23 protein-coding genes and 4 pseudogenes are annotated in these 24,590 nt (G+C 59.0%); 14 read left to right on the plus strand and 13 right to left on the minus strand.

What is annotated here, in order from left to right:
* Positions 1–121: 121 nt before the first annotated feature.
* Both APH42_RS30740 and APH42_RS30745 read left to right on the plus strand, forming a co-directional pair.
* Positions 122–331, plus strand: a pseudogene (locus tag APH42_RS30740) (PAS domain-containing protein); the annotation flags it as partial.
* 105 nt (positions 332–436) lie between these two features.
* A pseudogene (locus tag APH42_RS30745) lies at positions 437–592 on the plus strand (methyl-accepting chemotaxis protein); the annotation flags it as partial.
* Positions 593–810: 218 nt separating this feature from the next.
* Here APH42_RS30745 and APH42_RS01135 read toward each other — a convergent pair.
* The 7 genes from APH42_RS01135 to APH42_RS01165 all read right to left on the minus strand — a co-directional run bounded on the left by APH42_RS01135 (position 811) and on the right by APH42_RS01165 (position 10,930).
* Positions 811–3,957, minus strand: coding sequence for an efflux RND transporter permease subunit (locus APH42_RS01135; RefSeq protein WP_060492500.1), 3,147 nt, complete (start codon positions 3,955–3,957; stop codon positions 811–813).
* On the minus strand, positions 3,954–5,417 hold the full coding sequence (locus APH42_RS01140) for an efflux RND transporter periplasmic adaptor subunit (protein ID WP_060492501.1): 1,464 nt from the start codon (positions 5,415–5,417) through the stop codon (positions 3,954–3,956). Before APH42_RS01140 ends, APH42_RS01135 begins: the two co-directional genes overlap by 4 nt.
* Entirely contained in the window at positions 5,414–6,667 is a 1,254-nt protein-coding gene (locus tag APH42_RS01145) for a TolC family protein (protein ID WP_060492502.1), read from the minus strand. Before APH42_RS01145 ends, APH42_RS01140 begins: the two co-directional genes overlap by 4 nt.
* Before the next feature lie 89 nt (positions 6,668–6,756).
* Positions 6,757–7,107, minus strand: coding sequence for a hypothetical protein (locus tag APH42_RS01150; RefSeq protein WP_060492555.1), 351 nt, complete (start codon positions 7,105–7,107; stop codon positions 6,757–6,759).
* 98 nt (positions 7,108–7,205) lie between these two features.
* Positions 7,206–7,679 (minus strand): OsmC family protein, encoded by a 474-nt coding sequence (locus APH42_RS01155; protein WP_012272661.1) that lies wholly within the window; start codon positions 7,677–7,679, stop codon positions 7,206–7,208.
* A 401-nt stretch (positions 7,680–8,080) separates the two neighbouring features.
* Entirely contained in the window at positions 8,081–9,376 is a 1,296-nt protein-coding gene (locus tag APH42_RS01160) for a DUF1254 domain-containing protein (RefSeq protein ID WP_081336933.1), read from the minus strand.
* Between the two features lie 63 nt (positions 9,377–9,439).
* Positions 9,440–10,930 carry a DUF1254 domain-containing protein gene (locus APH42_RS01165; RefSeq protein ID WP_082421362.1) on the minus strand — a complete coding sequence of 497 codons (1,491 nt, stop codon included), beginning with the start codon at positions 10,928–10,930 and terminating at the stop codon, positions 9,440–9,442.
* A gap of 181 nt (positions 10,931–11,111) precedes the next feature.
* Here APH42_RS01165 and APH42_RS30750 point away from each other — a divergent pair.
* A pseudogene (locus tag APH42_RS30750) lies at positions 11,112–11,198 on the plus strand (transporter); the annotation flags it as partial.
* Positions 11,199–11,225: 27 nt separating this feature from the next.
* Here the strand turns inward: APH42_RS30750 and APH42_RS01170 are convergent.
* Together APH42_RS01170 and APH42_RS01175 are read right to left on the minus strand one after the other, a co-directional pair.
* A complete protein-coding gene (locus APH42_RS01170; protein WP_060492503.1) occupies positions 11,226–11,783 on the minus strand; it encodes a GNAT family N-acetyltransferase in 558 nt (185 codons plus the stop codon).
* 111 nt (positions 11,784–11,894) lie between these two features.
* Complete coding sequence (locus APH42_RS01175; RefSeq protein ID WP_177336835.1) at positions 11,895–12,689, minus strand: aminoglycoside phosphotransferase family protein; 795 nt, start codon at positions 12,687–12,689, stop codon at positions 11,895–11,897.
* A 170-nt stretch (positions 12,690–12,859) separates the two neighbouring features.
* Between APH42_RS01175 and APH42_RS01180 the strand changes: the two are divergent.
* Positions 12,860–13,346, plus strand: a pseudogene (locus APH42_RS01180) (tyrosine-type recombinase/integrase).
* A 153-nt stretch (positions 13,347–13,499) separates the two neighbouring features.
* On the opposite strand, the gene APH42_RS01185 reads toward APH42_RS01180, so the two are convergent.
* The gene (locus APH42_RS01185; RefSeq protein ID WP_012272655.1) at positions 13,500–13,901 is read right to left on the minus strand and encodes a MerR family transcriptional regulator; all 402 of its coding nucleotides are present in this window, start codon (positions 13,899–13,901) and stop codon (positions 13,500–13,502) included.
* 73 nt (positions 13,902–13,974) lie between these two features.
* Between APH42_RS01185 and APH42_RS01190 the strand changes: the two genes are divergently transcribed.
* Together APH42_RS01190 and APH42_RS01195 are read left to right on the plus strand one after the other, a co-directional pair.
* Positions 13,975–15,039 (plus strand): SDR family oxidoreductase, encoded by a 1,065-nt coding sequence (locus tag APH42_RS01190; protein ID WP_060492506.1) that lies wholly within the window; start codon positions 13,975–13,977, stop codon positions 15,037–15,039.
* Between the two features lie 120 nt (positions 15,040–15,159).
* Positions 15,160–16,065: a DMT family transporter gene (locus tag APH42_RS01195; RefSeq protein WP_060492507.1), complete on the plus strand. Its 906-nt coding sequence runs from the start codon at positions 15,160–15,162 to the stop codon at positions 16,063–16,065.
* A gap of 351 nt (positions 16,066–16,416) precedes the next feature.
* On the opposite strand, the gene APH42_RS01200 is transcribed toward APH42_RS01195, so the two are convergent.
* Positions 16,417–16,848, minus strand: a complete 432-nt coding sequence (locus APH42_RS01200) for a GFA family protein (RefSeq protein ID WP_060492508.1) — start codon at positions 16,846–16,848, stop codon at positions 16,417–16,419.
* A 104-nt stretch (positions 16,849–16,952) separates the two neighbouring features.
* On the opposite strand from APH42_RS01200, the gene APH42_RS01205 reads away from it, so the two are divergent.
* The gene (locus APH42_RS01205; RefSeq protein ID WP_060492509.1) at positions 16,953–17,846 is read left to right on the plus strand and encodes a LysR family transcriptional regulator; all 894 of its coding nucleotides are present in this window, start codon (positions 16,953–16,955) and stop codon (positions 17,844–17,846) included.
* Between the two features lie 90 nt (positions 17,847–17,936).
* Here APH42_RS01205 and APH42_RS01210 read toward each other — a convergent pair whose 3' ends face one another.
* Together APH42_RS01210 and arsN2 are read right to left on the minus strand one after the other, a co-directional pair.
* Positions 17,937–18,557: a tyrosine-type recombinase/integrase gene (locus tag APH42_RS01210; RefSeq protein WP_060492510.1), complete on the minus strand. Its 621-nt coding sequence runs from the start codon at positions 18,555–18,557 to the stop codon at positions 17,937–17,939.
* A 161-nt stretch (positions 18,558–18,718) separates the two neighbouring features.
* Positions 18,719–19,213, minus strand: coding sequence for an arsenic resistance N-acetyltransferase ArsN2 (gene arsN2, locus APH42_RS01215; RefSeq protein WP_060492511.1), 495 nt, complete (start codon positions 19,211–19,213; stop codon positions 18,719–18,721).
* A gap of 177 nt (positions 19,214–19,390) precedes the next feature.
* Here arsN2 and APH42_RS01220 point away from each other — a divergent pair, with 177 nt between their 5' ends.
* The 7 genes from APH42_RS01220 to APH42_RS01250 are packed head-to-tail and all read left to right on the plus strand — an operon-like array spanning position 19,391 to position 24,451.
* Positions 19,391–19,747 carry a metalloregulator ArsR/SmtB family transcription factor gene (locus APH42_RS01220; RefSeq protein ID WP_060492512.1) on the plus strand — a complete coding sequence of 119 codons (357 nt, stop codon included), beginning with the start codon at positions 19,391–19,393 and terminating at the stop codon, positions 19,745–19,747.
* A 29-nt stretch (positions 19,748–19,776) separates the two neighbouring features.
* On the plus strand, positions 19,777–21,060 hold the full coding sequence (locus APH42_RS01225) for an arsenic transporter (RefSeq protein ID WP_060492513.1): 1,284 nt from the start codon (positions 19,777–19,779) through the stop codon (positions 21,058–21,060).
* 14 nt (positions 21,061–21,074) lie between these two features.
* Positions 21,075–21,545 (plus strand): arsenate reductase ArsC, encoded by a 471-nt coding sequence (locus APH42_RS01230; protein WP_027917259.1) that lies wholly within the window; start codon positions 21,075–21,077, stop codon positions 21,543–21,545.
* Between the two features lie 23 nt (positions 21,546–21,568).
* Complete coding sequence (gene arsH / locus APH42_RS01235) at positions 21,569–22,282, plus strand: arsenical resistance protein ArsH (RefSeq protein ID WP_027917258.1); 714 nt, start codon at positions 21,569–21,571, stop codon at positions 22,280–22,282.
* A 4-nt stretch (positions 22,283–22,286) separates the two neighbouring features.
* Positions 22,287–22,790 carry a cyclin-dependent kinase inhibitor 3 family protein gene (locus APH42_RS01240; RefSeq protein WP_060492514.1) on the plus strand — a complete coding sequence of 168 codons (504 nt, stop codon included), beginning with the start codon at positions 22,287–22,289 and terminating at the stop codon, positions 22,788–22,790.
* Positions 22,791–22,815: 25 nt separating this feature from the next.
* Entirely contained in the window at positions 22,816–23,898 is a 1,083-nt protein-coding gene (locus APH42_RS01245; protein WP_060492515.1) for an ArsO family NAD(P)H-dependent flavin-containing monooxygenase, read from the plus strand.
* Entirely contained in the window at positions 23,891–24,451 is a 561-nt protein-coding gene (locus APH42_RS01250) for an arsinothricin resistance N-acetyltransferase ArsN1 family B (RefSeq protein WP_060492516.1), read from the plus strand. Before APH42_RS01245 ends, APH42_RS01250 begins: the two co-directional genes overlap by 8 nt.
* The last annotated feature ends 139 nt before the right edge of the window (positions 24,452–24,590 follow it).

Genomic DNA, 24,590 nt, shown 5'->3' on the forward strand with positions numbered 1-24,590 from the left:
GCAGCTTTGGGCGTTGGTGCAGACCACGCTTACCGAAGGGGTGTGGGATATCTCGGTAGCCCATGGCGATGTCGGGCACCCGTCCAGTCACATGCGGTTTTCCGACCAGTTCCGCTGCCTGATGGGCTATACATCCGAAGAGTTGCCTGATGGCTGGCAATCTCAGGTCGACATCACTCATCCAGACGACCTGCCGGGCATCATGAGCGTCTTCGATGCCGCGATCATCGCGCCGGTTGAGGCGGCGGAGTACGTGTTCGAATACCGCATGCGCCACAAGCAGCGGGGTTATATCTGGTGCCGCGAGCGAGGGCGCGCAGTGCGAAACGAGCAAGGGCGGCTGGTGCGCGTGATCGGGGCTGTGCGGGATATCAGCGATGAGCGCAGTGTCCAGGCCAGCCAAGCGCAGATGCGCCAGCAGAATCAAGCCAGCTACGAGCGTATCGCACAGATGATCAGCGTCATTCGAAGTATCGCCGAGCAGACCAACCTTCTGGCGTTGAATGCGGCCATCGAGGCCGCCAGGGCGGGCGAGGTGGGGCGAGGGTTTTCGGTGGTTGCCGATGAAGTGAAGAAACTCGCGCGAAGTACCCGCCAGGCGACGCAACAGGTTCAGGACATGCTCAATGGGCTTTCCTAGCCGGTTGCCAGGCCGTGCAGATGACCGACACCTGCGTGGACTGCACCCAAAGGTCACTTGAAACTCATCCTGTTTGCTGGGTTCTGGCAAACAGGATGAGCAACCGGAGGGTTAGTGCTTGCGGATGTCTTCGATCGTCGCAGCGCTCCCCTCCATAGGGAAATCGAACCTCACCTTGCCCCTACCTTCAAGCCGTCAACCTGTCGGCGTCGGATCATCCAGTACGCTGCGGGGATGACGAACAGCGAGAGCAAGGGTGCAGTCAGCATGCCGCCCACCATCGGTACAGCGATTCGCGCCATCACTTCGCTGCCGGTGCCGTCGCTCCAGAGAATCGGCAGCAGCCCTGCGACAATTACCGCCACGGTCATGGCTTTGGGGCGAATACGATGCACGGCACCCTCGCCAATCGCGTCCAGCAGCGCTGCTTGCGTGTGCTCGCCTTTGGCTAGGCGCTCGGCCCAGGCGTTGTTCAGGTAGAGCAGCATGATGACGCCGAACTCCGCGGCCACCCCTGCCAAGGCGATGAAGCCGACACCCGTGGCCACCGACAGGTTGAAACCCATCAGATAAAGCAACCACACACCACCGGTGAGGGCGAAGGGCAAGGTACCCATGATCAGCAGCGCTTCTTCCATACGGCCGAAGGTGAGGTAAAGCAGAACGAAAATGATCGCCAGCGTTGCCGGTACCACCCACGTCAGGCGAGCATTGGCACGCTCCAGATACTCGAACTGGCCGGAGTAGCTGAGGCTCATGCCGGGTTCAAGCTTCACCTCGCGCTCTACCACTTGGCGCAGGTCGGCCACCACGGACGACAGATCACGACCGCGTACGTCGATGTAAACCCAGCCCGAAGGGCGGGCGTTCTCGCTCTTGAGCATCGGTGGACCATCGGTGATGCGCACCTGTGCGACGGTACCAAGGGTGATCTGCCCGCCCTGGGCTGTGTAGATCGGCAACTGACGCAGTGCATCGGCGGAGTCTCGCCATTCCCGTGGGTACCTTACGCTGATGGGATAGCGCGCCAACCCTTCAACCGTTTCGCCAATGGTTTCACCACCGATGGCTCCGGCAACAATGGCTTGCACGTCTGCGATGTTCAGGCCGTGGCGCGCTGCCGCCTGACGGTCGATATCGAGGTCGATGTAGCGCCCGCCAGTCAAGCGCTCAGCCAATGCCGAGGTCACGCCGGGCACCGTTTTCGCTGCCCGCTCGACGGCCAGTGTCACGCGATCGATCAGCCCGGGGTCGCTGCCAGCCACTTTCACGCCAATGGGGCTCTTTATGCCGGTAGCCAACATGTCGATCCGGTTTCGAATGGGCGGAATCCAGATGTTGGTCAGCCCTGGTACCTGAACTGTCCGGTCGAGCTCTTCAATCAGCTTCTCGCTGGTCATACCCGGTCGCCACTGGTCTTTCGGCTTCAGGCGCACGATGGTTTCGAACATCTCCAGCGGCGCGGGGTCGGTCGCCGATTCGGCGCGCCCGGCTTTGCCAAATACGCTGGCCACCTCGGGCACGGTCCGAATCAGCTGGTCGGTGCGCTGCAGCAACTGTGAAGCTTTTTGGGTGGATAACCCAGGAAGCGCAGAGGGCATGTACAGCAGGTCGCCCTCGTCCAACGGCGGTAGAAACTCCCCGCCTAAATGGTTCAATGGCCACAGGCTGCTGAGGAGGATCAGCAGTGCACCCATCAGCGTCATGCGTGGTCGGCGTAACACAACCTCCAGCGCGGGGCGATACAGCCGAATCAGCCCGCGGTTAAGCGGGTTGCGCGCCTCCGCTGGCAGCGGGCCGCGAATCCAGTAGCCCATCAGCACCGGTACCAGCGTCACCGCCAGCCCTGCGGCAGCAGCCATGGCGTAGGTCTTGGTGAACGCCAACGGTGCGAACAACCGTCCTTCCTGGGCCTGCAAGGTAAAGACCGGAACGAACGACAGTGTGATGATCATCAGGCTGAAGAACAGGGCCGGCCCCACCTCGACTGCCGCCTCGGTCATGACCTTCCAGTGTTGTTCGCCCTGCAGCTGGCCCCCCGGGTTGCGGGCATGCCAGGCCTCGACATGCTTGTGTGCGTTTTCGATCATTACCACTGCCGCGTCGACCATTGCACCGATAGCGATAGCGATGCCGCCAAGTGACATGATGTTGGCGTTCATCCCCTGATGGCGCATGACGATCAGTGCAATCAGCACCCCCACTGGCAGGGAGACGATCGCCACCAGTGATGAACGCAGGTGCCAGAGAAACGCCGCGCACACCAGTGCGACCACGATGAACTCTTCGAGCAGTTTTTGGCTCAGGTTGTCCACGGCGCGGTCGATCAATTGGCTGCGATCATAGGTGGTGACCAGCTCCACCCCGGCGGGCAGGCCCTTCTTCAACGCTTCGAGTTTTTCCTTGACGCGGGCAATGGCTTCCCTTGCGTTTTTGCCGCTGCGCAAAATGACCACACCACCCACGGCCTCGCCCTGGCCATCCAGTTCACCAATCCCTCTGCGCGCCTCTGGCCCAAGCTGTACGGTGGCGACATCGCCAAGCGTTACTGGTGCGCCATTGGTGGCCAGACGCAGGGGGATGGCGCGCAAATCATCGAGTGTCTTCAGGTAACCCGAAGCACGAACCATGAATTGCGCCTCACCTTGCTCAAGGACACCCCCGCCGGTTTCCTGGTTGGCCTTGGCGATGGCATCCGTCACCTGCGCTTGGGTAATGCCAAGCGTGGCCAGGCGCAACGGGTCGAGCACCACTTGGTACTGCTTGACCATGCCGCCGATACTCGCCACTTCGGCGACATCAGGCAGGGTCTTGAGCTCGAAGCGCAAGAACCAATCCTGCAGGCTGCGCAGTTGCGCCAGGTCATGACCACCACGGCGGTCGACCAGCGCGTATTGATAAATCCAGCCCACACCTGTGGCATCTGGCCCGAGTATGGGTTTGGCCGACGCAGGCAGGCGCGATTGCACCTGGCTCAGATACTCCAGGACCCGCGAGCGTGCCCAGTAGAGGTCGGTGCCATCCTCGAACAACACGTAGACGAAGCTGTCGCCAAAGGCCGAGAAGCCGCGCACTGTCTTGGCGCCAGGCACTGAGAGCATGGTGGTGGTCAGTGGGTAGGTCACCTGGTTTTCCACAATCTGTGGCGCTTGCCCAGGGTAGGAGGTGCGAATGATGACTTGCACGTCCGACAAGTCCGGCAACGCGTCGATTGGCAGGCTACGCACCGAGAGCACGCCCCAGGCCACCAAAAACAACGTGGCGAACAGAACCAGCACCCGGTTGCCCACCGACCAGCGTATCAGTTGCGCAATCATGGCTGACTCTCCTGCGCACCGATCTGCTCGATCACCATGCCTTCGTCACGTTCGCGGATACCAAAGTGAATGCGACTACCCACTTTCAGCCCGGCGAGCATCACGGAGTCGGCCACCGGGAAGGTCATGGTCATTCCAGGCATGCCCAAGGTGATGAAAGGGCCATGGGCGATGGTGAGCTGCTTGCCGTCTATCTGCACAATTTGCCCGTCTGCCTCGTGCAGCGGCGGTTGTGCAGGTACCAGTGGGGTCTCTTGCGCAGTTGCAGCCTCGATGCCCTTGAGGCTGGCCTCGGAGTCAATAAGAAATTGCCCCGACGCCACTACCCGCTGGCCTGCCTGCAGCCCTTGCAGCACGGCGACCTGGCCGCCGCTTTCCTGGCCCAGTACCACTTCGATCGGGCGGAAGTGGCTTTGATCTTCGGCAAGCATCACCACATTGCGTTTACCGGTACGGATCACGGCCTCGGCAGGTATCAGCAAGCTGTCATCGGCTTGCCCAACTGGATGCAGGGTGACCTGGGCGGTCATGCCAGGGCGCAATCGACCCTCGAGGTTGGGCAGCTCGATGCGCAGCCGCAAGGTACGGCTTTGCAGGTCCGCATCGGCCAGCAGCGCTGTCAGCTTGCCGGTCAATGCATGGCCGGGATAGGCGGGCAGTTCGGCTTGCACTGCCAAGCCTTCACGCAAGCCCTGAGCCTGAGCTTCAGGTACTGCTGCCTCAAGCCAGACGTTGGTCACACCGTTGATGCGCGCCAGGGTAGCGCCAGGTAGTACGGTCATGCCTGGGCGTAGCTCCAGCGCCTGGATGACACCGGCGGTGGGGGCAACCAATGTCACCAGGGCCTGCACCTTGCCACTGCGTGCGACCCGGTCAATCAACGTCGCCGGCATTCCCGCCAGCAACAGGCGCTGGCGGGCGGCTGCCTGCAGGCCGGCATCACCCGAACGGCGCAGCGCCAGAAACTCTTCTTGCAACCCTACCCATTCTGGCGCAAGTACATCGGCCAGCGGTGCCCCCTTGGTCACTGCATCACCTGTGGCGCGCCCGTAAGTGCGTTCGACGAACCCTGCGGTTCGCGCTTGCAGCACACTGAAGTCGCGCTCGTCGAAGGCCAGTACGCCGCTGACCTGCAGTGTGCGCTCAAGGCGACCCTGGGTAACTGTCGCCAGCCTGACCCCAAGGTTCTGCTGGATACCTGGCGTAATCTGCACAGCGGGCCGTGTGTCATCCAGGGTGCCTCCCGCGTATTTCGGCACCAGCTGCATATCCATGAAGGGCGACTTGCCTGGTGCGGAAAAGTGTTGCTGCGGGTACATCGGGTCGTACCAGTAAAGTGCCTTTTGCTCCTCTGAACTCGGCGCCTTGGCACTTTGCCCGCGTGCTGCCAACCAATAGCCCGCACTGCCACCCAGAGCCAATGCAACGGCTGCGATCAGACCGATAGACGTACTTTTCATGCCCGAACCTCGCCGTACGCGAAATGCAAACGTGCCGCTGTCGCTGCCAGTTGGCCTTGCAGGTCTAAGTCCTGTAACCGCGCGTCTACCCGTTGCCGCCGCGCCGCGAGCACTTCACTCAAGGCCGATTTGCCTGCTCGGTAATCTGCCAATGCCAAACGCACGCGTGCCTCGGCGAGCGGTAGCAGGGTGTCTCGGCTTCGCGCCACTGCACGCTGCAGGCGCTGGTATTCAGCCATGTCTGCCTCCAGCTGCGCGGTATGCTCCCGCAGGGCCGCGTCTTGCTCGTCCTCCAGCTGGCGCACTTGTGCACGCCGGGCGGCGATCATCGGGTCTTGCCGAGAGCCTGTGAACAAGGGCAATTGAAAACTGACCTGCACACTCACCATGTTGCTGAATGCCGGCCCGCGCCGTTGGTAGTCCAGTTGCCAACCCCAGTCAGACTTCTTCTCGGCTTGCGCCTGATGCACCTGGGCTTCGGCTTCTCGGCTCATGGCGCCATAAACCGCCAGCGCAGGGTGGGCGTGTAGCGCATGCAGGTAGTCAGTTGCATTTACCGCCCACTGAGGAAATGCGCGTGCTTGCACATCTGCGTCCTGGCCGGTCCAGCGTTTGAGGGCGGCTCGCGCCTGGCTCGCCTGGCTTAGCAGCAGGTCTTTCTGCGCGTCCAACTGAGCCATTTCCTGGTTTGGAGCAAGTGCATCGGTTGCTGCACCGCCTCCGCCGGCCAGGCGGGCGTGGACGGCCGAAGTCAGCAGCTGATTCTCTTTGTAGAATTCGTCGAATTGCTGCAGCTTTCGCTGCACCGTGTAGGCCGCCAGCCACGCCTGTGCCGTCGCTGCGCGTACGTTTTGACGCTCCAGAACCACCTCGGCATCGGCGCGTTCAACCGCTGCCCGCGCGGTTTCGACCCGTGCCTTGCGTTTGTCTCTGTTGGGCACGTCCTGGGACAGGCCAACCACCTGCATGGTCATGAAGTCTCGGCTTGTGCTCCAGCGATCACTGCCGTCCACCGGCAGGTTCTGCAGCCCGAGATTCAGCCGAGGGTCGGGCAGTTCACCCGCAGGCAGGATCGCGCTGCGTGTCGCCGACACCTGCTCCTGGCGTGCCTGAAGCGAAGGGGCATTGCGCTCTGCCAGTTGCAGCGCATCGTCCAATGAAAATGAAGCGGCCTGCGCCGATAGCGTCGGCAGCAGGATTACCAGGCCGAGCGCAAGCGTCCGTCCTGAATGCAAACGTAGGGGAGTCATGAGCATGATTCCTCGAAAAAACCAGCGCGCACGCGCATGCCATCGTTCGGCCGCCAAGGCAGAACAATCGTGTGAGGTTTACGAAGGAATCAGGCCCGAGGAGGGCGCCAGTGGTCAGGCTGGGCGCTGGCTACCAGGCTTTCGGTATAGGTATCGGCAGGGTGCGAGGTAGCGAAGGTCAACACAGGCTCCAGCATGCTGACCTGGAGCGCAGTCGCCGTTCGACATTCCTGGCCGACCTTGCAGGTTTTGGTGTCGTGATGGGAGGACTTGCCCTGATCTTGCTCCTGGCAGCAGTCGTGCGCCATGCCGGCCATCATTTGCATACCCATGGCCTGCATGGGGCACGGTTCTATAGGTGAGTCGATACCCGCCATCCCGTTGAAAGGAAGCGCGATAACCAGCAAGAAGAGGGTAACCAGTCGCAAGAAGCGGTTCATGCGGCGAGTGTAAGCGAAGTCGATTAGCGCTGCATTAACGTTGCTTGGCGCGATACCGGGCACGGTGGCATGCGCCAGCTTGCTGACCCACTGGGAATCTAGCGCTGATGGTGAATGACAGCCCTGCATTTGATGGGGAAGTTGACCGAGTTGGCAATGAAGCACTCATGATGAGCATCGTCATGCAGACGCATCGCGAGGTCGATATCCGATTGGCTGCTGATGACGATCTGAGGCCGCAACTCTGCGTCCTTGAAATGCCCCTTTTGCTGTGCATCGCCCTCAACCATCCGGGCCACTGGGTAGTCGACGTACTCCAGCACGTTCACATTGTTGACCGCACACAAATGGAGATACCACAGTTTATGGCAGGCCGAGATCGAGGCCAGCAACATGTCTTCTGGGTTCCAACGATTGGAATTGCCGCGAAAGGCCGGGTCGGCGCAGCCGAGGATTTGTGGCTTGCCCAGGCCTTCTACAGTGAAGTCCCTCTGGTAGGACGTATAGCTGGAAGTACCTTCACCCGTGTTTCCCGTCCAGTTTACGGTAACAGCGTATGCGTGTTCTTTCATCGTAGCGCCTGTGTTGTAAAAGCTGCCCGGAAGATAATGTTGGCCCCTGCCTGTGCTGAAAGTATCTTGCACGCGCTAGGTGGCTTCGCACCAGCACCTGATGATTGCAGTGGTGCATGCTCTTGCGGTGCGTACGCACAGCGTCTTCCAGCGTTCTGGCCTGATGCTATCCTTGCTGACCGGCAGCTCTGGGTTGATAACGGCTAACCCTGATCACACAAGACGCCTCCAGCAGTCAGCTGGGGCGGGGGTTAATTTGCGTGTTTAGAAAAAGTTTCTTTTGCGTCAAGGGAGCAATCAAGGTGTGAAAGGGGCAGGCCCGAAGACGTCTGCGTAACTCAACGGCTCCTGAGCGCACCCTCAGAAGCCTTTACCAGAGAATGCAATACCCTCCGCACGAATCAGTGCGAGGTCACTTCGACGGGCGGGAACTTGTACCCGCCGCCTTGCACTGCCTTGCTCGGGCCATACAACCTCAAGACAATGTAGGCATCCTTTTCGGGAATTGGCAGGTAATTGGGGTTGCTCTCTTCACCCTTGGCGCTCAGCTCAATGGTGTATTCGCCATTGGCATCCGGTTTGAGTGTGCGGTCGCCGCGGCTATGGCGATTGATGGCGTTGTGGGCCATCAGGCGGTTGTCTGAGGCGTAGACGGTAAAGGACCAGAACTGGCTGACCTCGGGCGCCTTGAAGTGCATGGCGTACGACTTACCATTGGCACCATTGATCGGCTTACCGTCGGCAGCGGTCTCGGTGCGCAGGTAGATACTTTCATCTGGGGGCAGCCCCCACTGGCCGATGTAGGTGCCCTCGGCGAACAGGTCACGGGGGCCGTCACCCAACTGCTCGCGGGTGCCCAGCAGCTTGCCGGCGTCGGTCATCTTCGGAGCGAGGTCCTTGATGTGCTTCATGCCCAGTTCCTCACCCTTCTTCGCAGCTGCCAGCTGCTCCTTGGTGAAGTTTTCTTTGCAGGGTTCGACGCCGACTGACTTGTACTGGTCGAGCCATTTCTTGTCGGCCTGGCCCATGTTGCCGTCACACAGCACGAAGTTCACCCGTTGCAGCCAATTGGTCTTGGCTGGGTCGGGGTAAGTGCGCTGCTTGGCTTTTGGGCCGGGCTCGCCCAGGTAGGCCGAAAGCGTACGGACGTTCCAGTCATCCATGTAGGCAAGCGCCTTTTTCTGGTCCTCAGGCCCGGTGGACATGATCCTGCCCATCAATTTAACCAGGTTGGACTCGACACGGATCACTTCGGTGACACTATCGGGCACCGTGCCCTTCCACTGGGGTGAGGCGAACATGAAGTGGCCGCCTTTGGTGTCCCGCGTGCGGGAGCCGATCATGGACGTCGTGTAATGGCCCATGTCCATGGTGTGCAGGATCCAGTAACGACCTTTTTCCATGTCCGGAACGCTGACGATCACGGGTTCTGCGGCGATATCCAGCCAGCCCATCAAGTGCAGCGTGTCATTGTTGATGGTCGGGTGATCGACGTAGGTGTCATCGGCCAGGTGGCGGATGTTCTGAAAGCGATTGAGCGGCGTGTTGGTCTTGACTGCCGTCTCATAGAAGAACTTGTAGGCCTCGTCCATGGAGTAACCATAGATGTAGGCATCTTCCGCCAGCTTGTCGGGGATCTGTGCGAAGGCCGGCACGGCAAGCGAAAGCAGGGCTGCTCCAAGCACCATGGGTTTCATCAAGTCTCCTTGGGCCAGCGGGCCAGCCCCTGTGGTTTGGTTTTCCAAGGTTGTAGGCAGTGCTCAGGGGATTACCCGTTCGAAGTCGGGCAACTTGAAAGTCTTGTTGTTGAACGCTTCGGTGGGACCGTAGAAGCGCATGGCCGGCAATGGGCGCTTGCCGGAGGTGGGAATCCAGTTGGCTTCCTCGCCTTGCGGGGCCGTCGGCCCGACATAGATCGTCACGCCGCCATCGGCATTCTTCTTCATCTTGTCAACGTCGAACGACGACAACGTGGTGCGGTTGCTGTCGCTGTAGATGAACGAGAACGTGGCGCGGTCATATACGGTCAGCGCCCAGAACTGCTTGACCGGCATGTCCTTGGGTACATCGAGCTTGTAGAGCTGGCCGGCTTCCAGTGGTTTGCCGTCCTTGTCGGCCATCGCCATCTGGTACGACGTCGCCGGCGAGGCGCTGAGGACTTTAGGCATGTAGGTGCACCAGAAGTACTCCGCTGCCCGTTCGAGCAGGTCGATGCGATCATCGTAGATGAACGTGAACTTGTGGTTGGCATCCGGCTGCAACAGCGAGACGTAGTGCCGATCCGGCCAGTACACGCGCTTGGACATCTCGGTGTCGAACCATTGCTGGAGGAAGAACCAGGCATCGATGGCGGCCTGGTGCATGGCCTTCTTGGCGGTTTCGTCCGGTGCGAAAGGTTTGCCCTTGACGATGCCCAGGGACGACAGCATGCCCATCATGACCTTGTCGTGTTCGCGCACTGGCTCCACGCTCATGATCGCGTGCATGTCTTCGAAGTGACGTTCGTCGTAGAACGGCAGCGTCGGGTAGCGCTCATGGGCTGGGTCGATGAACTTCTGCTGCGGTGGCGACTTGGCTTCAGCCAGGTAATACATGCGCAGGCGCTTGGCGTATTCGTAGGCGTCCTTGGCGGTCTTGCCCGCGGGCGGCACCGAGCGAAACGCCAGGGCGATACGGTAGTTAGGCGAGGCCACATGGATATAACCCTTGGGTACCTCACCCTTGTAATCAGGTGCCGTGAACAGGTACTTGCCACCTTTGCCTTTGTCGAGCCCTGCCGGGCCTACATCGGCGATGGTGAGTTGCCAGGCATCCACCACCTGGCCATAAAGGCTACCGTCCGCAGAGGCTGCCGGGATTTCCAGCACCACAGGGCCTTTGCGCAGGTCCGTGTAGGCTGCGATGTAAGGCGTGGTGCTATTGGCAGTAATGGCTTCAAGTTGTGGGCTAGCCGTTGCCGAGTAGGCAATGATGTCATTGTCCTTGTAGCCAAGATCCTTTTCGGCAGCACGGCGGAAGGAATAGATGGCAATCGCCGGCATGTTCCAGAGGATGGCTTCGAACGCACGCTGGTACTTGATCTGGTAGTCGAAGTCCTTCACCGAAGGGGTGGCTCCCGCTGGGGGTTGCCCGCCCAAGGGTTCGGTTGCTGCCTGCGCGGTGACGACAGTACAAGCGGCAATGGCTGTGACTAGCAGGCAAGGCTTCAGACAGGTGACCATCCGAGTCATCAATCCATCAATGGCATCCATGAGGATCTCCTGTGGGCAAGAGACTGCCGGTAGGCCGCTGCTTTGCAGCATGGCCGCCTTCATCGAACTTGAAGCAGTGTAGGTGAGGTTTTCTGGACAATCGGGAAAATGCTTACGTTTTGCACCCGTTCTTTAACGCCGCTGCGGTGGCACGGGTTGCATCACTCGCCAAGGCTGCACCACCACTTATGGCATCACGGAATCGACCTATGACTGGCATTCGCGCGAGTGGTCTATCCCCATCAATCAGACCGTCACCCAACTGCTCAGCTGGCGGCGACTGAGTGCATAAAAACTAGCGGCCGGCAATTGACCTTTCTAACCAGTCAGCACGAGTCATCTCCCATATTTCGACCTCCATCAGTCCAGATACAAATTCTCCTGCCCGCACGTCTACCAAGCGCATACCCTCATGTTTCGAGACCCTGCGAGATGCGTCGTTGGCAACAGCTTTGGGAACCTGCATGACCGGACGCGACAGTGTCTCGAACCAATAGGCATTGATAATCCGGCATGCCTCACGCATGTAGCCCTTTCCCCACCACTGTGGTGCGAGCCAGAAGCCTCTGTTGTTTCCAGGCTGATCATACAAACTGATGCTACCCAGGGTGCAGCCAGCATCGCTGCGCATGCGGATCATCCAGTGCCTTTCACGACCTGCTGCCATAGCAGGCAGGGCGATATCTCGGACATAAACCAGCGCCCCGTCTTCTGGATACGGCCATGGGACACGACGATCCAGGTAGCGAACCACCTCCCAGCAGGGGAATAGCTCCTGAATGATGGGTGAATCCTCCAATTGGAGAGGGGTGAGAACCAGCCGATCGGTGATCAGCGTCGGAAGACAGTCCATGACATTCGTTCCTGGGCATCCCTGTGAGACGTTGATTATCAGTACAGGGCTTTCCTGTGTCGACCGCTCTCTGATTTGTGAAACGTCACTGGCCTCGCCCTACCGTAAAACTCACAAACCGAGCGCCAACGCTGCAAGCTTCGCCACCTCAAGGGGTACATTCGGATCAATGTCGTCCTCGAGCATCCAGGCTGCTGACAACCCGGTCCAGGCGAGCACCCATTGCAACAACCTGCGGCGATCAATTTCGGAAGCTTGTGCCACGACCCCTATACGGCGCTCGAAACAACCTGGAGCCAAAGCGCTTTTGATATCCGGATTGCAGAAAATATTCGCGTAATCGAAGCCGCGCTCACCGTACAGTCCCTTAGGATCGATAGCGAGCCATCCCTTGGGGCCAAAGTCCAAGACATTTCCGTGATGGATATCGCCATGCAGTACCGTGACTTCGCGAGGGCACCTAAAAAGTTGGCGGGCGGTTTCTGCGCTTTGTTCAAATACACCTCTGTGCGTTGCCGCTGCGCTCCATAAGGCTTCGAACCGTTTAACCAGGGGGACCAAAGCAGGTAGCGGTTTTGTACGAGGGATGTGGAGGCGGCGGACCACCGCACAGATAATACGAGTAGCCTCGTCGTCCTGGCCGCAGCTCACCATGTGCCCAAGGGAGACCGAGCCGTTCGCCCGCTCCATGAGTAAGGCCTCACCGTCATGTGCCAGCACGGGAGCTGCTCCTTCACCGTCCCACCAAGCCATAAGCAGGTTGCCTGCTTGCTCTTCTAGCGCTTGCGAGATTTTGAGCATGGCTGGCAGGCCGTGGTGGCGAACGGGCAGTAGATGTCCATTCAGCGAGGCGAAAGCATCACCGTCGATGGTCAGCTCCCATCGTTTCAAGTATTGATCAAACATAAATTTATTAACTTTCGCACTTTCCAGAGCAGCATCATGAATGATTGAGACATAAGACGAAATGTCTGCTTAGGTCAGCACTGCTGACTGTCCCTCGGGTAGCTTTGGGTCGGTTAGCGCCCCTGGATCGGAATGACCATCCTTGTCCTCCCTCACGTGGAGGACAAGCCATGAACACCATTACGACCGGCAGCCATCAACCTTGGAACAAAGGAAAATTGGTCGGGCAGAAAGCCCCGCTCCGACTCAAAGATATCTGGGCCATTCGGGTAAGGCTCCAAATCGCGGAGGAAACTCGTGATTTAGCTCTCTTCGATCTGGCCATCGACAGCAAGCTACGAGCCTGCGATTTGACCAAGCTTCGTGTACGCGACGTTGCGCATGGGGAGCACGTGTCATCGCGAGCAATAGTGATGCAGCAGAAAACCCAGCGCCCCGTGCAGTTTGAGATTACTGAGCAAACGCGGGTGGCTCTGGAGGCCTGGATACATCAAGCCCATCTCCATAGCGAGGATTGCCTTTTTCCAAGCCGGCTACACGCCTCACTGCAACTCTCTACCCGGCAATACGCCCGAATCGTCAAAGCTTGGGTAAAAGCTATACCTGGGCATTGAGGTCGATGACGCATTGGAGATGGCGGAGCAGACGGAGGTCTGACAACTTACAGCGGCGGTCGAGGTATGACCGTCGCTATCCGACCCATAGCGACCATTCGACACCGGCAGTAATTGGCTGATTGGCCGCAAGGTTTCCCGGCAGGCCTGTGAAGGCCTGGAAGCAACTGGTCTTGCGAATGGCCTTGCCGGGAGGTTATGGCGTAGAGGCATGCAGATGTGCAGCTAAGGGAGTAATCAGACCGTTGGCAATGGCACTGGCTTCAAGCTTCGCATGCTCTGCGTTCAGAAAGACATAAGCGGCTTGAAGGGTGGCGATTTTCGCTTGAATTTCGACCATCTTGCTGGCAACTAAAGCTGCGCCTTGCGCGCAATCGATCTTATTGCCTCGCTTGGCTGCAAGAATTTCTCCAATCTCAGCGAGGGAAAAACCGCCACTCTGGGCGCTCTGAATAAAGGCCAGGTCAACAACCGTCTGATCGCTGTAACTGCGGTAATTGTTGGCTTGTCGTTGTGCCACGATAAGCCCGAGCTGTTCGTAATAGCGCAATGTATGCCGACCGACGCCACTGCGGCGCTCTAATTCTCCAACGTTCACACTAAAAACTCCTTGACTGTAGAGCGTGCTCTACACCTTAGCCTGCACCCATTATCCAAACAAGGGATCAGGCATGAGCGTGGAATGCTTCGTCACAGGCGGCAGTGGATTTGTGGGGCAACATTTACTGGCCCGTCTTACTGCTGCAGGGTACAAGACCTGGGTGCTTATGCGCACCCCTGGCAACATTGAGCGTCTTAGAAAACAGGTAGGTCAACTGGGTGGTAATCCCGCCTATATCCATGCCGTTGAGGGCGACATCAGCATAGAGGGGCTTGGGCTCAGCGAAGCGGACAAGCAGTGCGTGTCTTCGACCTCTGTGATCTTCCACCTCGCAGCGGAGTTTTCCTGGGGGCTGACAATGGAGCGCGCCCAATCAGTCAATGTGCTTGGGGCGCTGAGGGTCGCCAAGCTTGCGGCGAGCCAGAGCATCCGATTGCTGATGGTGGGCGGCTTTATGCTGAAAAACCTTAACCACCTTGCCAGTATCGGTGTTGATATAGAGTGCCCTGAAAACACAAGTTGGCACAAAGTCTACGGCCGTGTAGGTGGTTACGAAGGAAGCAAGATCGAGTCACATTTTGCAGTCATCCGTTATATGCAGGATGCGGGCGCGGACTACACGATCGTTCATCCTGCTACGGTGTGTGGCCACAGCGAGAGTGGGCACATACTGGAGGGACAACCTCTGGTCGCACTCATTCGAAATCTGGCACAAGGTCGGTTCAAAGCGGTCCCCGGTTCCCCCAGGCACTGGTTGCCATTAGTCAGCGTTGACTACCTGGTGGCGATGATGACCTATGTGGCGTTCGATCCCTCGATGGCCAACCGGCAGGCGCTGGCGCTCTATGAATACACATTGAGCCTGCAGGGGATGCTTGAGCAGATCGCAAAAACGCTGGAGGTCAAGGCGCCCCGCCGGCATGTACCGATAAGGTTGCTCAGGTGGCTTTTGACGATTCCCGGGCTGGCAGCACGATTTGCGATCAGCGACGAGTCATTGGACTTCATCCAGACGCAGCGCTTCGACATGAGTGATAGCGAGCAATTGGAACGCAAGTATCAGTTAACTCATCCCGATATGGCGCGCACGTTGGAGAAGACGGTGCACTACGTCAAGGATCAGTTTCTCCACTAAAGCAGGCCGGCCGTAATGGCTCAAGAAATACGTAAAACAGCGAGCTCGCGTTCGAAGCGCGTGGCCCTATGTCAGCAAGACCTCTCCGTACTCTAAAGACCCGTGACAAGGAATGTACTAATGCAATCCTATTTTGGCAAAGGCGTCCTCTTTGCACTCTGCGCCGCAGCCCTGAATGCGACAATCGGCGTACTTAGCAAGGTGTTGATGAACAGTGGGTTCAACTCCAGCAGCATCGCCTTAATTAAGACAGTTCTCGGCTGCCTGCTACTGTCAGTCCTGCTCCTGTTTCTCAAGCGACCCGCGACCACTGCCAAGTGGTTTCACGCAGCCATTTGTGCCTTTCTCGGCATTTTCGTGTTGTTCCACTTTGAAACCTCGGCCTATAGCCATTACGCGGCGGCGGGCGTCGTCGTCATTCTGATGGCGAGCGCCTCCATATCGTCGATTCTCTTTGGACGCATGGTCCTTCATGACCCCATTACCGCCAACGCAATGGTTGGCGCCGGCTTGGCCATCGCCGGTATTACGGTGATTTTTGGCGCCGACCTGGGACAAGGCTTCACGCTGCAAGGCGCAATGCTTGCTTCGATTGGTGGATGTGGCTACGGGGCCTTTTCGGTTGCCATGAAAAGGATGGGGGTATCGGGAGGGCTGCATTTCACCCGACAATTGTTGTTCTTTGGCAGCCTGTACCTGCTGATGCCGGCTGCGGCCGATGGTTTCGTGACAGGAGAGCTGTCGCTGCTGGCGATCGCTGTACTGCTGGCGCTGGCCACGCTGCCGACAGTCCTGGGTTTCTTCTGCACCACCAAGGCCATCGAGTATCTCAAACCATCACAAGTGCAGGCGCAGGCGCTGGAGCTGACCGAACCCCTGTTCGCCGCGCTGCTGGCATTTGTGGTGCTCAATGAGGTACCGCGCGAAAGCCTGTACGTGGGAGCGGCACTGATCATCATCGGACTGTGCTTCTCCAATGAACTAATCCGCTTGGGCGGCAAAGTATCTGCCCCTTCGACCGAATGAGTTTTTTCGGACCCTGATAACTTCAACAATCAGTTATTTGAAGTGGCTCAGGAGGCTGGGCGTTGCTGGCCGAAAGTGGACATCCTCCGGGCTACCCAACCTCCAGGTGCTGGCTATCGGCCAAGTTGCTGTCGAGTGACAGGGCAATGGTTGGTCGCTGCCAGGTGGTTTGCAGTGCCGGTGTTCGCGGCTAAAACTGCTCCCACGAAGATTGCGGATGAGCTCTGTGTCAGCTTTGGGTCGTAAGCAGCCTTTCGCGACTGGCCGCTATCGACCCAAAGCGGACCTAGTCAACCGTGATAATTTGCCGTTCGGCGAGCGACGCCTTCACTTATGGAGGAGCAAGCTCTTTTACCCTAACGCGGCAGCGAATGCTTCTGGCGTGGGGCTCTCCTCCCATTGCGCGATAGTCGCCGGCAGCACCAGCCATGGCTGCTTGCGCCGAGTCCAGATATGCGCAACCGGCTCGAAACACTCAGTCCCTTCCAGGATGCCGGCCCGTACCACTCGCATGCCGGGTGCTGCCGTGGTCTCGTTGAACAGCCGGGTATGACATGTACCGCAGGCATGTTGGGTAGACGTTTGACCTTGGTGTTCATGCTCAAAGATCGCCGTTTCGCCAGCCACCTGAACAGCCGAAGCCGCGCTCAGCATGTGCAGACCAAACGCACTGCCGCTCCAGCGCTGGCAGTTCAAACAGTGGCAGGCATACAGCGGCGGCAATTGCTGCGCCACGATCTCAAGGGTGATTTGCCCACATCGGCACTGACCGGTGATTCTCATGCGTTGGTTCCTTACAATGACGCCCGGAAAAATGTGGGCGAATGATCGCCTTTCACGGGTTCGGGCAGAAGATCAAATTAGGAGCAACTGTTGGCTAAGAATGTATGAGCGGCATTGAATGGGAAAGCCAGCGTGTATTTCTCGCCGTGTTGCGCTCTGGCAGCCTGAGCGGCGCGGCGAAGTTGCTGGGTATCGCCCAGGCCACTGCGCGTCGGCGCCTGGACCATCTTGAACACGCTCTCGGTGTAAGTCTGTTCACCCGCACACCTCAAGGGCTGACGCCTACTGCCGGAGCGCAGCGCCTGATTGAACATGTGGAGGCCATGGACCTGGCCGCGCAAACCTTCAACCGCATGGCCAGTTCTGAAGCGTCGGTGGATCACGGCACGATTCGGCTGACCTGTGGCGAGTTGCTTGGCGTCGAGGTATTGCCCGACCTGCTGCCCCCTTTCCATTACGAATACCCCAGGCTCAAACTTGAGTTGAGCATAAGCGATACCCTTGAAGACATCGCCAGGCTGCAATCGGACATTGCGGTCCGGCTGATGCGGCCCAATGAAGCGGATATCACCGTGCGGCGTGTCGGTAGTTTGCAGATTGGCATCCATGCCAGTGCCGGGTGCCTGGAGCGCTATGGTAATCCAGCCTCGCTGCTGTCGCTTCGCCAGCTGCCGCTGATCGGCCCGGATAGACGCTCAGCGGATTTGCGTCGGTTTGTCGATGCTGGTCTGTGCGATGCCGACCAGCATTTCGCCATTGCCTCTGATCATCACCTTGCTCAGCTGGCCGCTCTGAAAGCGGGCTTGGGCTTCGGACTCTGCCCGACGCGAATCGCAAAATCGCACGGCCTGGTACATGTCCTACCCCTCGATTTTGGCTTTGAGGTAGAGGTGTGGATCGCAATGCACAATGACCTGCGCAAAATCAACAGGATCGCTCAGGCGTTCGAGGTTCTAGGAGAGCAGTTACATCAGTATCTATGCTTGGCCGATCAGTGAGCAGCGTAGGCCGTGGCATCCACTGCTTGGTCTGAACGGCTTCAATGGGTCGAATCGCGACGGTCATACCTCGACCGTCGCTGGACGCTGTCAAACCTCCGTCTGCTCTGCCATCTCCAATGCGTCATCGACTTCAATGCCCAGGTATCGCACCGTGCTTTCAAGCTTTGTATGGCCGAGAAGGAGCTGAACTGCTCTCAGGTTCTTCGTCCTGCGATAGATCAGCGATGCCTTCGTACGTCTCATCGTGTGGGTGCCGTACATAGCTGGATCTAGCCCAATAGACTTTATCCACGCCTTGACGATTCGGGCGTACTGCCGGGTGGAGAGATGCACTGAGGCGTGTAATCGGCTTGGAAAAAGACAATCTTCGCTGTGGAGTTTGGCTTGATGTATCCAGGCCTGTAGGGCCAGCCGTGTTTGCTCTGTAATTTCAAACTGCACGGGCCGCTGGGTTTTCTGCTGCATCACTATCGCTCGCGATGACACGTGCTCCCCATGAGCAACGTCGCGTACGCGAAGCTTGGTCAGATCGCAGGCTCGTAGCTTGCTGTCGATGGCCAGATCGAAAAGGGCCAAATCCCGAGTTTCTTCCGCGATTTGGAGCCTTACCCGAATGGCCCAGATATCTTTCAGTCGGAGCGGAGTTTTCTGCCCGACCAATTTTCCTTTGTTCCAAGGCTGATGGCTGTTGGTCGTAATGGCGTTCATGGCTTGTCCTCCATGTGAGGGAGGACAAGGATGGTCAGCCCGATCCAGAGGCGCTAACCGACCCTTTGCAGCCGTTCGAGGAGTCTACGAAACCGAGGTCGATTCAGTTCGACATCTTTCGGGGGCCGCAGGACTCGTTCCTGGGACACCTGAGAACGAACTCACTGACGTTCGTGGAGGCGAGTTACCTGTGGTGACACCGAGTTCATGTCGCCAAGCTCCTTCACCATGTAGACCGCAGACGTCGGGCAGAGGCTGTTGAACTCCTCCGAATTGGAAATTGCCTTTGGGGCTTGGGATCGGTCTCTGTGCTCATATCCCCGAGCCTCGAAGAAGTCGGGTGCTGTAGTGGTCAGCAGATGAAGGCTCTGGGCTCCGTCAGCTTCCGCTATTCGCTCAAGTGCTCTGAGCAGCAGGGTACCGATCCCTGACTTTCGCTGGGCCGGTACGACAACTAGTGAGCGAATCAGACGAGTCCGGCCACTTCCTTCAATGCCCCCGTATCCCAACTCCGTTTCTCCCCGGTGAAAGGAATAGAACATTCGGTCGGGCTGCAAAAGGTCTTGGGTCGGCAAGCCCGCTGCAGTCAGATGCGCAGCCAGGCCTTGGATTTGATCGGTACCAAGCAATCGGACAGAGATATCAGACTGGTTCATTGGGGACTCTGGGGATGGTATCGAAGGCCAGTATAGGTCCCGGAGCGGGGGCTTTTTCCAGTTTTATGACGTCCCGTCAGGCGAGGCAATTATAAATATCTGCTTTACCGCATATTTGAATAGGCATATATTCGGATTTCCAGATATTGGCCGTACACGCATTCCCCAGGAGGTCACATGCGGGAAACACTGACTCCCCCCATCGTTTTCAAATGCCTGGCTGATGACACCCGGGCCCGGATGACCCTGCTGATCGCCCGTGAAGGCGAACTCTGTGTCTGCGAACTTACCCACGCGCTGGAGCTGAGCCAGCCGAAGATCTCCCGGCATCTTGCCCAGTTGCGCGAGGCTGGAATCCTGATGGATCGCCGCAAGGGTCAATGGGTGTACTACCGACTGCACCCCGAACTGCCGCAGTGGGTGGACGCGATGCTGAAGGGAGTGGTCGATGCCAACCAGGAATGGTTGAGCTCTGATGCATTGCGCCTTGCCGAAATGGGCGAGCGGCCGCAGGGCCCTGTTGCTTGTGCTTGAGACTTCCCTTCGCTGATTGAGTTGTAGTCATGCTGATCGCATTTTTGATTTTCCTGGTGACGATCGTTCTCGTCATCTGGCAGCCCAAAGGCCTGGGTGTTGGCTGGAGCGCCGCACTGGGGGCCGTCGTGGCGCTGCTGGCGGGCGTCGTGAGCCTGTCCGATATCCCCGTGGTCTGGCAGATCGTCTGGAACGCTACCGCCACTTTCATCGCCGTCATCATCATCAGCCTGCTGCTGGATGAGGCGGGGTTCTTCGAGTGGGCGGCATTGCACGTGGCCCGCTGGGGCAATGGCAGCAGCCGCAAGCTGTTCGCCTTCATCATCCTGCTGGGCGCCGCTGTCTCGGCGCTGTTCGCTAACGACGGTGCGGCACTGATCCTGACCCCGATCGTCATCGCCATGCTGCTGGCCCTGCGCTTCTCCCCGGCGGCGACGCTGGCATTCGTCATGGCGGCGGGCTTCATCGCCGATACCGCGAGCCTGCCGCTGGTGGTGTCCAACCTGGTGAACATCGTTTCCGCCGACTACTTTGGCATTGGCTTCAGCGAGTACGCCTCGGTCATGGTGCCGGTGAACCTGGTCAGCATTGCCGCCACTCTGGGAATGCTGCTGTGGTTCTTCCGCAAGGACCTGCCGCGTACCTATGAACTCGACCAGTTGAAGGCTCCGAAAGCCGCTATCCGCGACAAGGCGACGTTCGTTGCCGGCTGGTGGGTGCTTGCGCTGTTGCTGGTCGGCTTCTTCGCCATCGAGCCGCTGGGCGTTCCGATCAGCGCCATCGCTGCTGCCTGTGCGCTGATCCTCTACCTGATCGCCGCGCGCGGGCACGTGATTTCTACCCGCAAGGTGCTCAAGGACGCGCCTTGGCAGGTCGTGGTGTTCTCGCTTGGCATGTACCTCGTGGTCTATGGCCTGCGTAACGCCGGCCTCACCGACTACCTGACGCAGATCCTCAATGTCTTCGCCGGCTACGGGATCTGGGGCGCATCCCTCGGGACGGGGCTGCTCGCCGCTGGCCTGTCGTCGGTCATGAACAACATGCCCACTGTGCTGGTAGGCGCCCTGTCGATCCATTCCGCCGAGGCCACCGGCATCGTGCGCGAGGCCATGATCTACGCCAACGTCATCGGCTGTGACCTTGGTCCGAAAATCACCCCAATCGGCAGCCTGGCCACCTTGCTGTGGCTGCACGTGCTGGCCCGCAAGAACATCGTCATCACCTGGGGTTACTACTTCCGCACCGGCATCGTTCTGACGCTGCCGATCCTGCTTGCCACCTTGGCCGCATTGGCCATCCGCCTGAGCTTTTGAACCGGAGATACCTGATGAAAGTCTTGTTCATGTGCACCCACAACAGCTGCCGCAGCATCCTGTCCGAGGCGCTGTTCAATCACCTGGCCCCCGAGGGTATGGAAGCTGTGAGTTCTGGCAGCTTCCCAAGCGGCAAGGTCAATGAGCGGGCACTGAAAACCTTGGAAGCCGCCGGTATCCCCACCGCTGGTCTTTCAAGCAAGGCCTCGGATGCCTTCGAGAGTTCTCCTCCCGACATCGTTGTCACCGTGTGCGACCGCGCTGCCGGCGAAGCCTGCCCGATCTTCTTCGGTCCATCGCTCAAAGCCCACTGGGGCCTGGCCGATCCTTCAGCGGTCACCGGGAGTGAGACAGAAATCGAAGAAGCCTTCCAGACCACACTTGCGAAGATCGATGAGCGCGTGCGCGCCTTCATTGCGCTGCCTTTCTCGCAACTGAGCCAGGACGAACTGAAAGCCGAACTTGCCCGCATCGGCGCGCTGTAGGCCCTGGATCAATGGAGACCGAAATGAACGACCACCTGCCAAATGTCCAACCAGAACTGATTGATCTGCCGTCGCTGGAGCGGCTGGCGCCGAAGGATCCTTCTACACACAAACCGCGCATCCTGCTGCTGTATGGATCGACCCGCGAGCGCTCATTCAGCCGCTTGATGGTCCAGGAAGCTGCGCGCCTGCTGGAAGAGTTCGGCGCCGAAACCCGTATCTTCGACCCTTCCGGCCTGCCGCTGCCGGATGACGCTCCGGACTCCCACGAGAAGGTGCTGGAACTCCGCGAGCTGATGCAATGGTCCGAGGGCCAAGTGTGGTGCTCCCCCGAGCGTCACGGCTCAATGAGTGCTGTCTTCAAAGCGCAGATCGATTGGGTACCGCTGGCCATAGGCGCCGTTCGCCCAACCCAGGGCAAGACCCTCGCGGTGATGCAGGTGTGTGGAGGCTCGCAGTCTTTTAACGTGGTGAACCAACTGCGCGTGCTTGGCCGCTGGATGCGTATGTTTACCATCCCGAACCAGTCGTCGGTGCCAAAAGCCTTCTTGGAGTTCGATGAAGCCGGACGCATGAAACCGTCGTCTTTCTACGATCGGCTGGTGGACGTGATGGAGGAACTGACCAAGTTCACGCTGCTGCTGCGTGATCGCCAGGATTACTTGGTAGACCGCTACTCCGAACGCAAAGAGTCGGCGGAAGAACTATCCAAGAGAGTCAATATTCGGTCTATTTGAGGTCATGAGCATGTCGCATCCTTACTCATTGAAATCCTTGCCCCATGCTCCGGGTGTACTCATTTTTACGCCTTGTCCGGGCACCCAGACCAGCGCTCTCGTTGAAAGCCTGGATACGCTCAAGCAGGCCGGTGCCGTAGCGCTTGTTACGCTGATGTCGGACGCAGAGCTTCAGGAAAACGGAGTTGCCCAGCTTGGCATCGCGGCCAAGCAGCATGGGTTGGAGTGGTTCCAGCTGCCGATCGAGGATGATCAGGCTCCTGATCAAAACTTCGAGGCTCGGCTGGGAGAGATTCGCCACCAGTTGGACGCTTTGCTCGCTTCCAACAAGGCCCTGGCAATCCACTGCAAGGGCGGCTCCGGCCGCACCGGGCTGTTCGCTGCCCGTCTGCTGATCGAATCCGGAATGCCGCGCCGCGAGGCGATCACCTGGGTGCAGGAGCTTCGCCCTCGGGCGATTCAGAAGCCTGCGCACATCAACTACATCAACCAGTTCGGCGAAGACTGAGCGCTCCAGCCAGAAAGGAGAAACCATGGTCACCGAAGGCGAACTACTCGATGTCATCGTGATTGGCGGCGGGCAGTCCGCGCTGACGGTGGCTTATTTTCTCAAGCGAGCCAAGCTGTCGTTCCTGTTGCTCGATGCCGAAGCGGCTGCGGGCGGGGCTTGGCGCCATGGCTGGGACTCGCTGACGCTGTTCTCGCCCTCCGCATGGAGCACGATCGCGGGCTGGCCGATGCCGCCAGTCACCGAAGGTAATCCCGATAGGGATCACGTGGTCAGCTATCTGGAGCAGTACGAGGCACGCTACGGGTTTTCTATCGTTCGTCCCGTCAGCGTCACGTCTGTGGAGCGGACCGGGCGTGGTCTTCGTGTACGCTCGAAGGACCGCGACTGGGAGGCTCGTGTCGTCATCAGCGCAACGGGGACCTGGAGCAACCCCTATGTTCCGGCCTATCCGGGGATAGAGCTGTTCCAGGGACAGCAGATTCACTCCGCCCATTATCAATCACCCGAGGCTTTCCAAGGAAAGCGCGTGCTGGTCGTTGGTGGTGGCAACTCGGGGGCGCAAATCTATGCGGAGCTGTCTGAGGTCGCCGACGCAACGTGGGTAACCACGGAGGAACCGGCGTTTCTGCCTGATGACGTTGATGGCCGGGTGCTGTTCGAACGGGCTACCGAGCACCTCAAGGCTCAACAGGAGGGCCGTGTTATCGACGCACCGGTCGGTGGGCTTGGCGATATCGTCATGGTGCCCTCAGTGGTCCGGGCTCGCGAGCGCGGGGCCCTTCGTGCTGTAAGGCCTTTTACCTCATTCACGCCGGACGGGGTCGCTTGGCTGAACGGTGAGAAAACCCAGGTCGATGCTGTGGTCTGGTGTACTGGGTTCCGGCCGGCGCTGGATCATCTGAAGGCACTGGACGTGCTGGATGACAACGGTAGGGTCGAGGTTGATGGGGGGCACTCTATTCGCGAGCCGCGCCTCTGGCTGGTCGGATATGGCGACTGGACCGGCCTGGCCTCGGCGACGTTGATCGGCGTCACCCGTACCGCGCGCAGCGCGGTCAACGAAGTAGTTGAACACCTGAACAGCTTGGAGCAGCCGGATGCATAGCGGAATCGATATTCGTGTCGCCAGACCAGAGGATGCAGAAGAGATCCAGATCATCTACGCGCCCATCGTGCTCAACACGGCTATCTCATTCGAAGAGGCAGTGCCGAGCGTGGAGCAAATGCGCGAGCGGATCTCCACGACGCTGCAAACCTACCCGTATCTGGTGGCTGTGCGAGAAGGACGAGTAGTCGGCTATGCCTACGCCAGTCAACACCGCGCGCGTGCGGCGTACCGGTGGGCGGTGGATGTGACGGTGTATGTCGCTGAAGGGCAACGCCGCAGCGGGGTTGGTCGGCAGCTCTATGACGTGCTGCTGCCAGTTCTGAAGCGTCTGGGATATCGCTCGGCGTATGCCGGCGTTGCCTTGCCGAATGAAGGCAGTATCGGGCTGCACGAGCGACTCGGTTTTCAGCACATCGGTACGTTTCCGCAGGTCGGATTCAAGCTCGATGCTTGGCATGATGTGGGGTATTGGCGCTTTGATTTCGGAGACGAAGGTCTTCGCCCCGAGGCTCCAATAAGCTTCCTATCCCAAATTCCAATGCCACGTTAGAGCGTCCCAGTGAGATTAGCTGTCTTCCGCGAAAGGCAGCTATGGGTCGATTGCGGCCACTCGCGACCGTCTGCTTTCGATCCAAGGCGGGCGCTCACCATTGTCACATTTCGCCAATAGGCAGACTTGAAGCATCTTG

This window comes from Pseudomonas sp. NBRC 111140, assembly GCF_001320885.1.
GTDB lineage: Bacteria > Pseudomonadota > Gammaproteobacteria > Pseudomonadales > Pseudomonadaceae > Aquipseudomonas > Aquipseudomonas putida_P.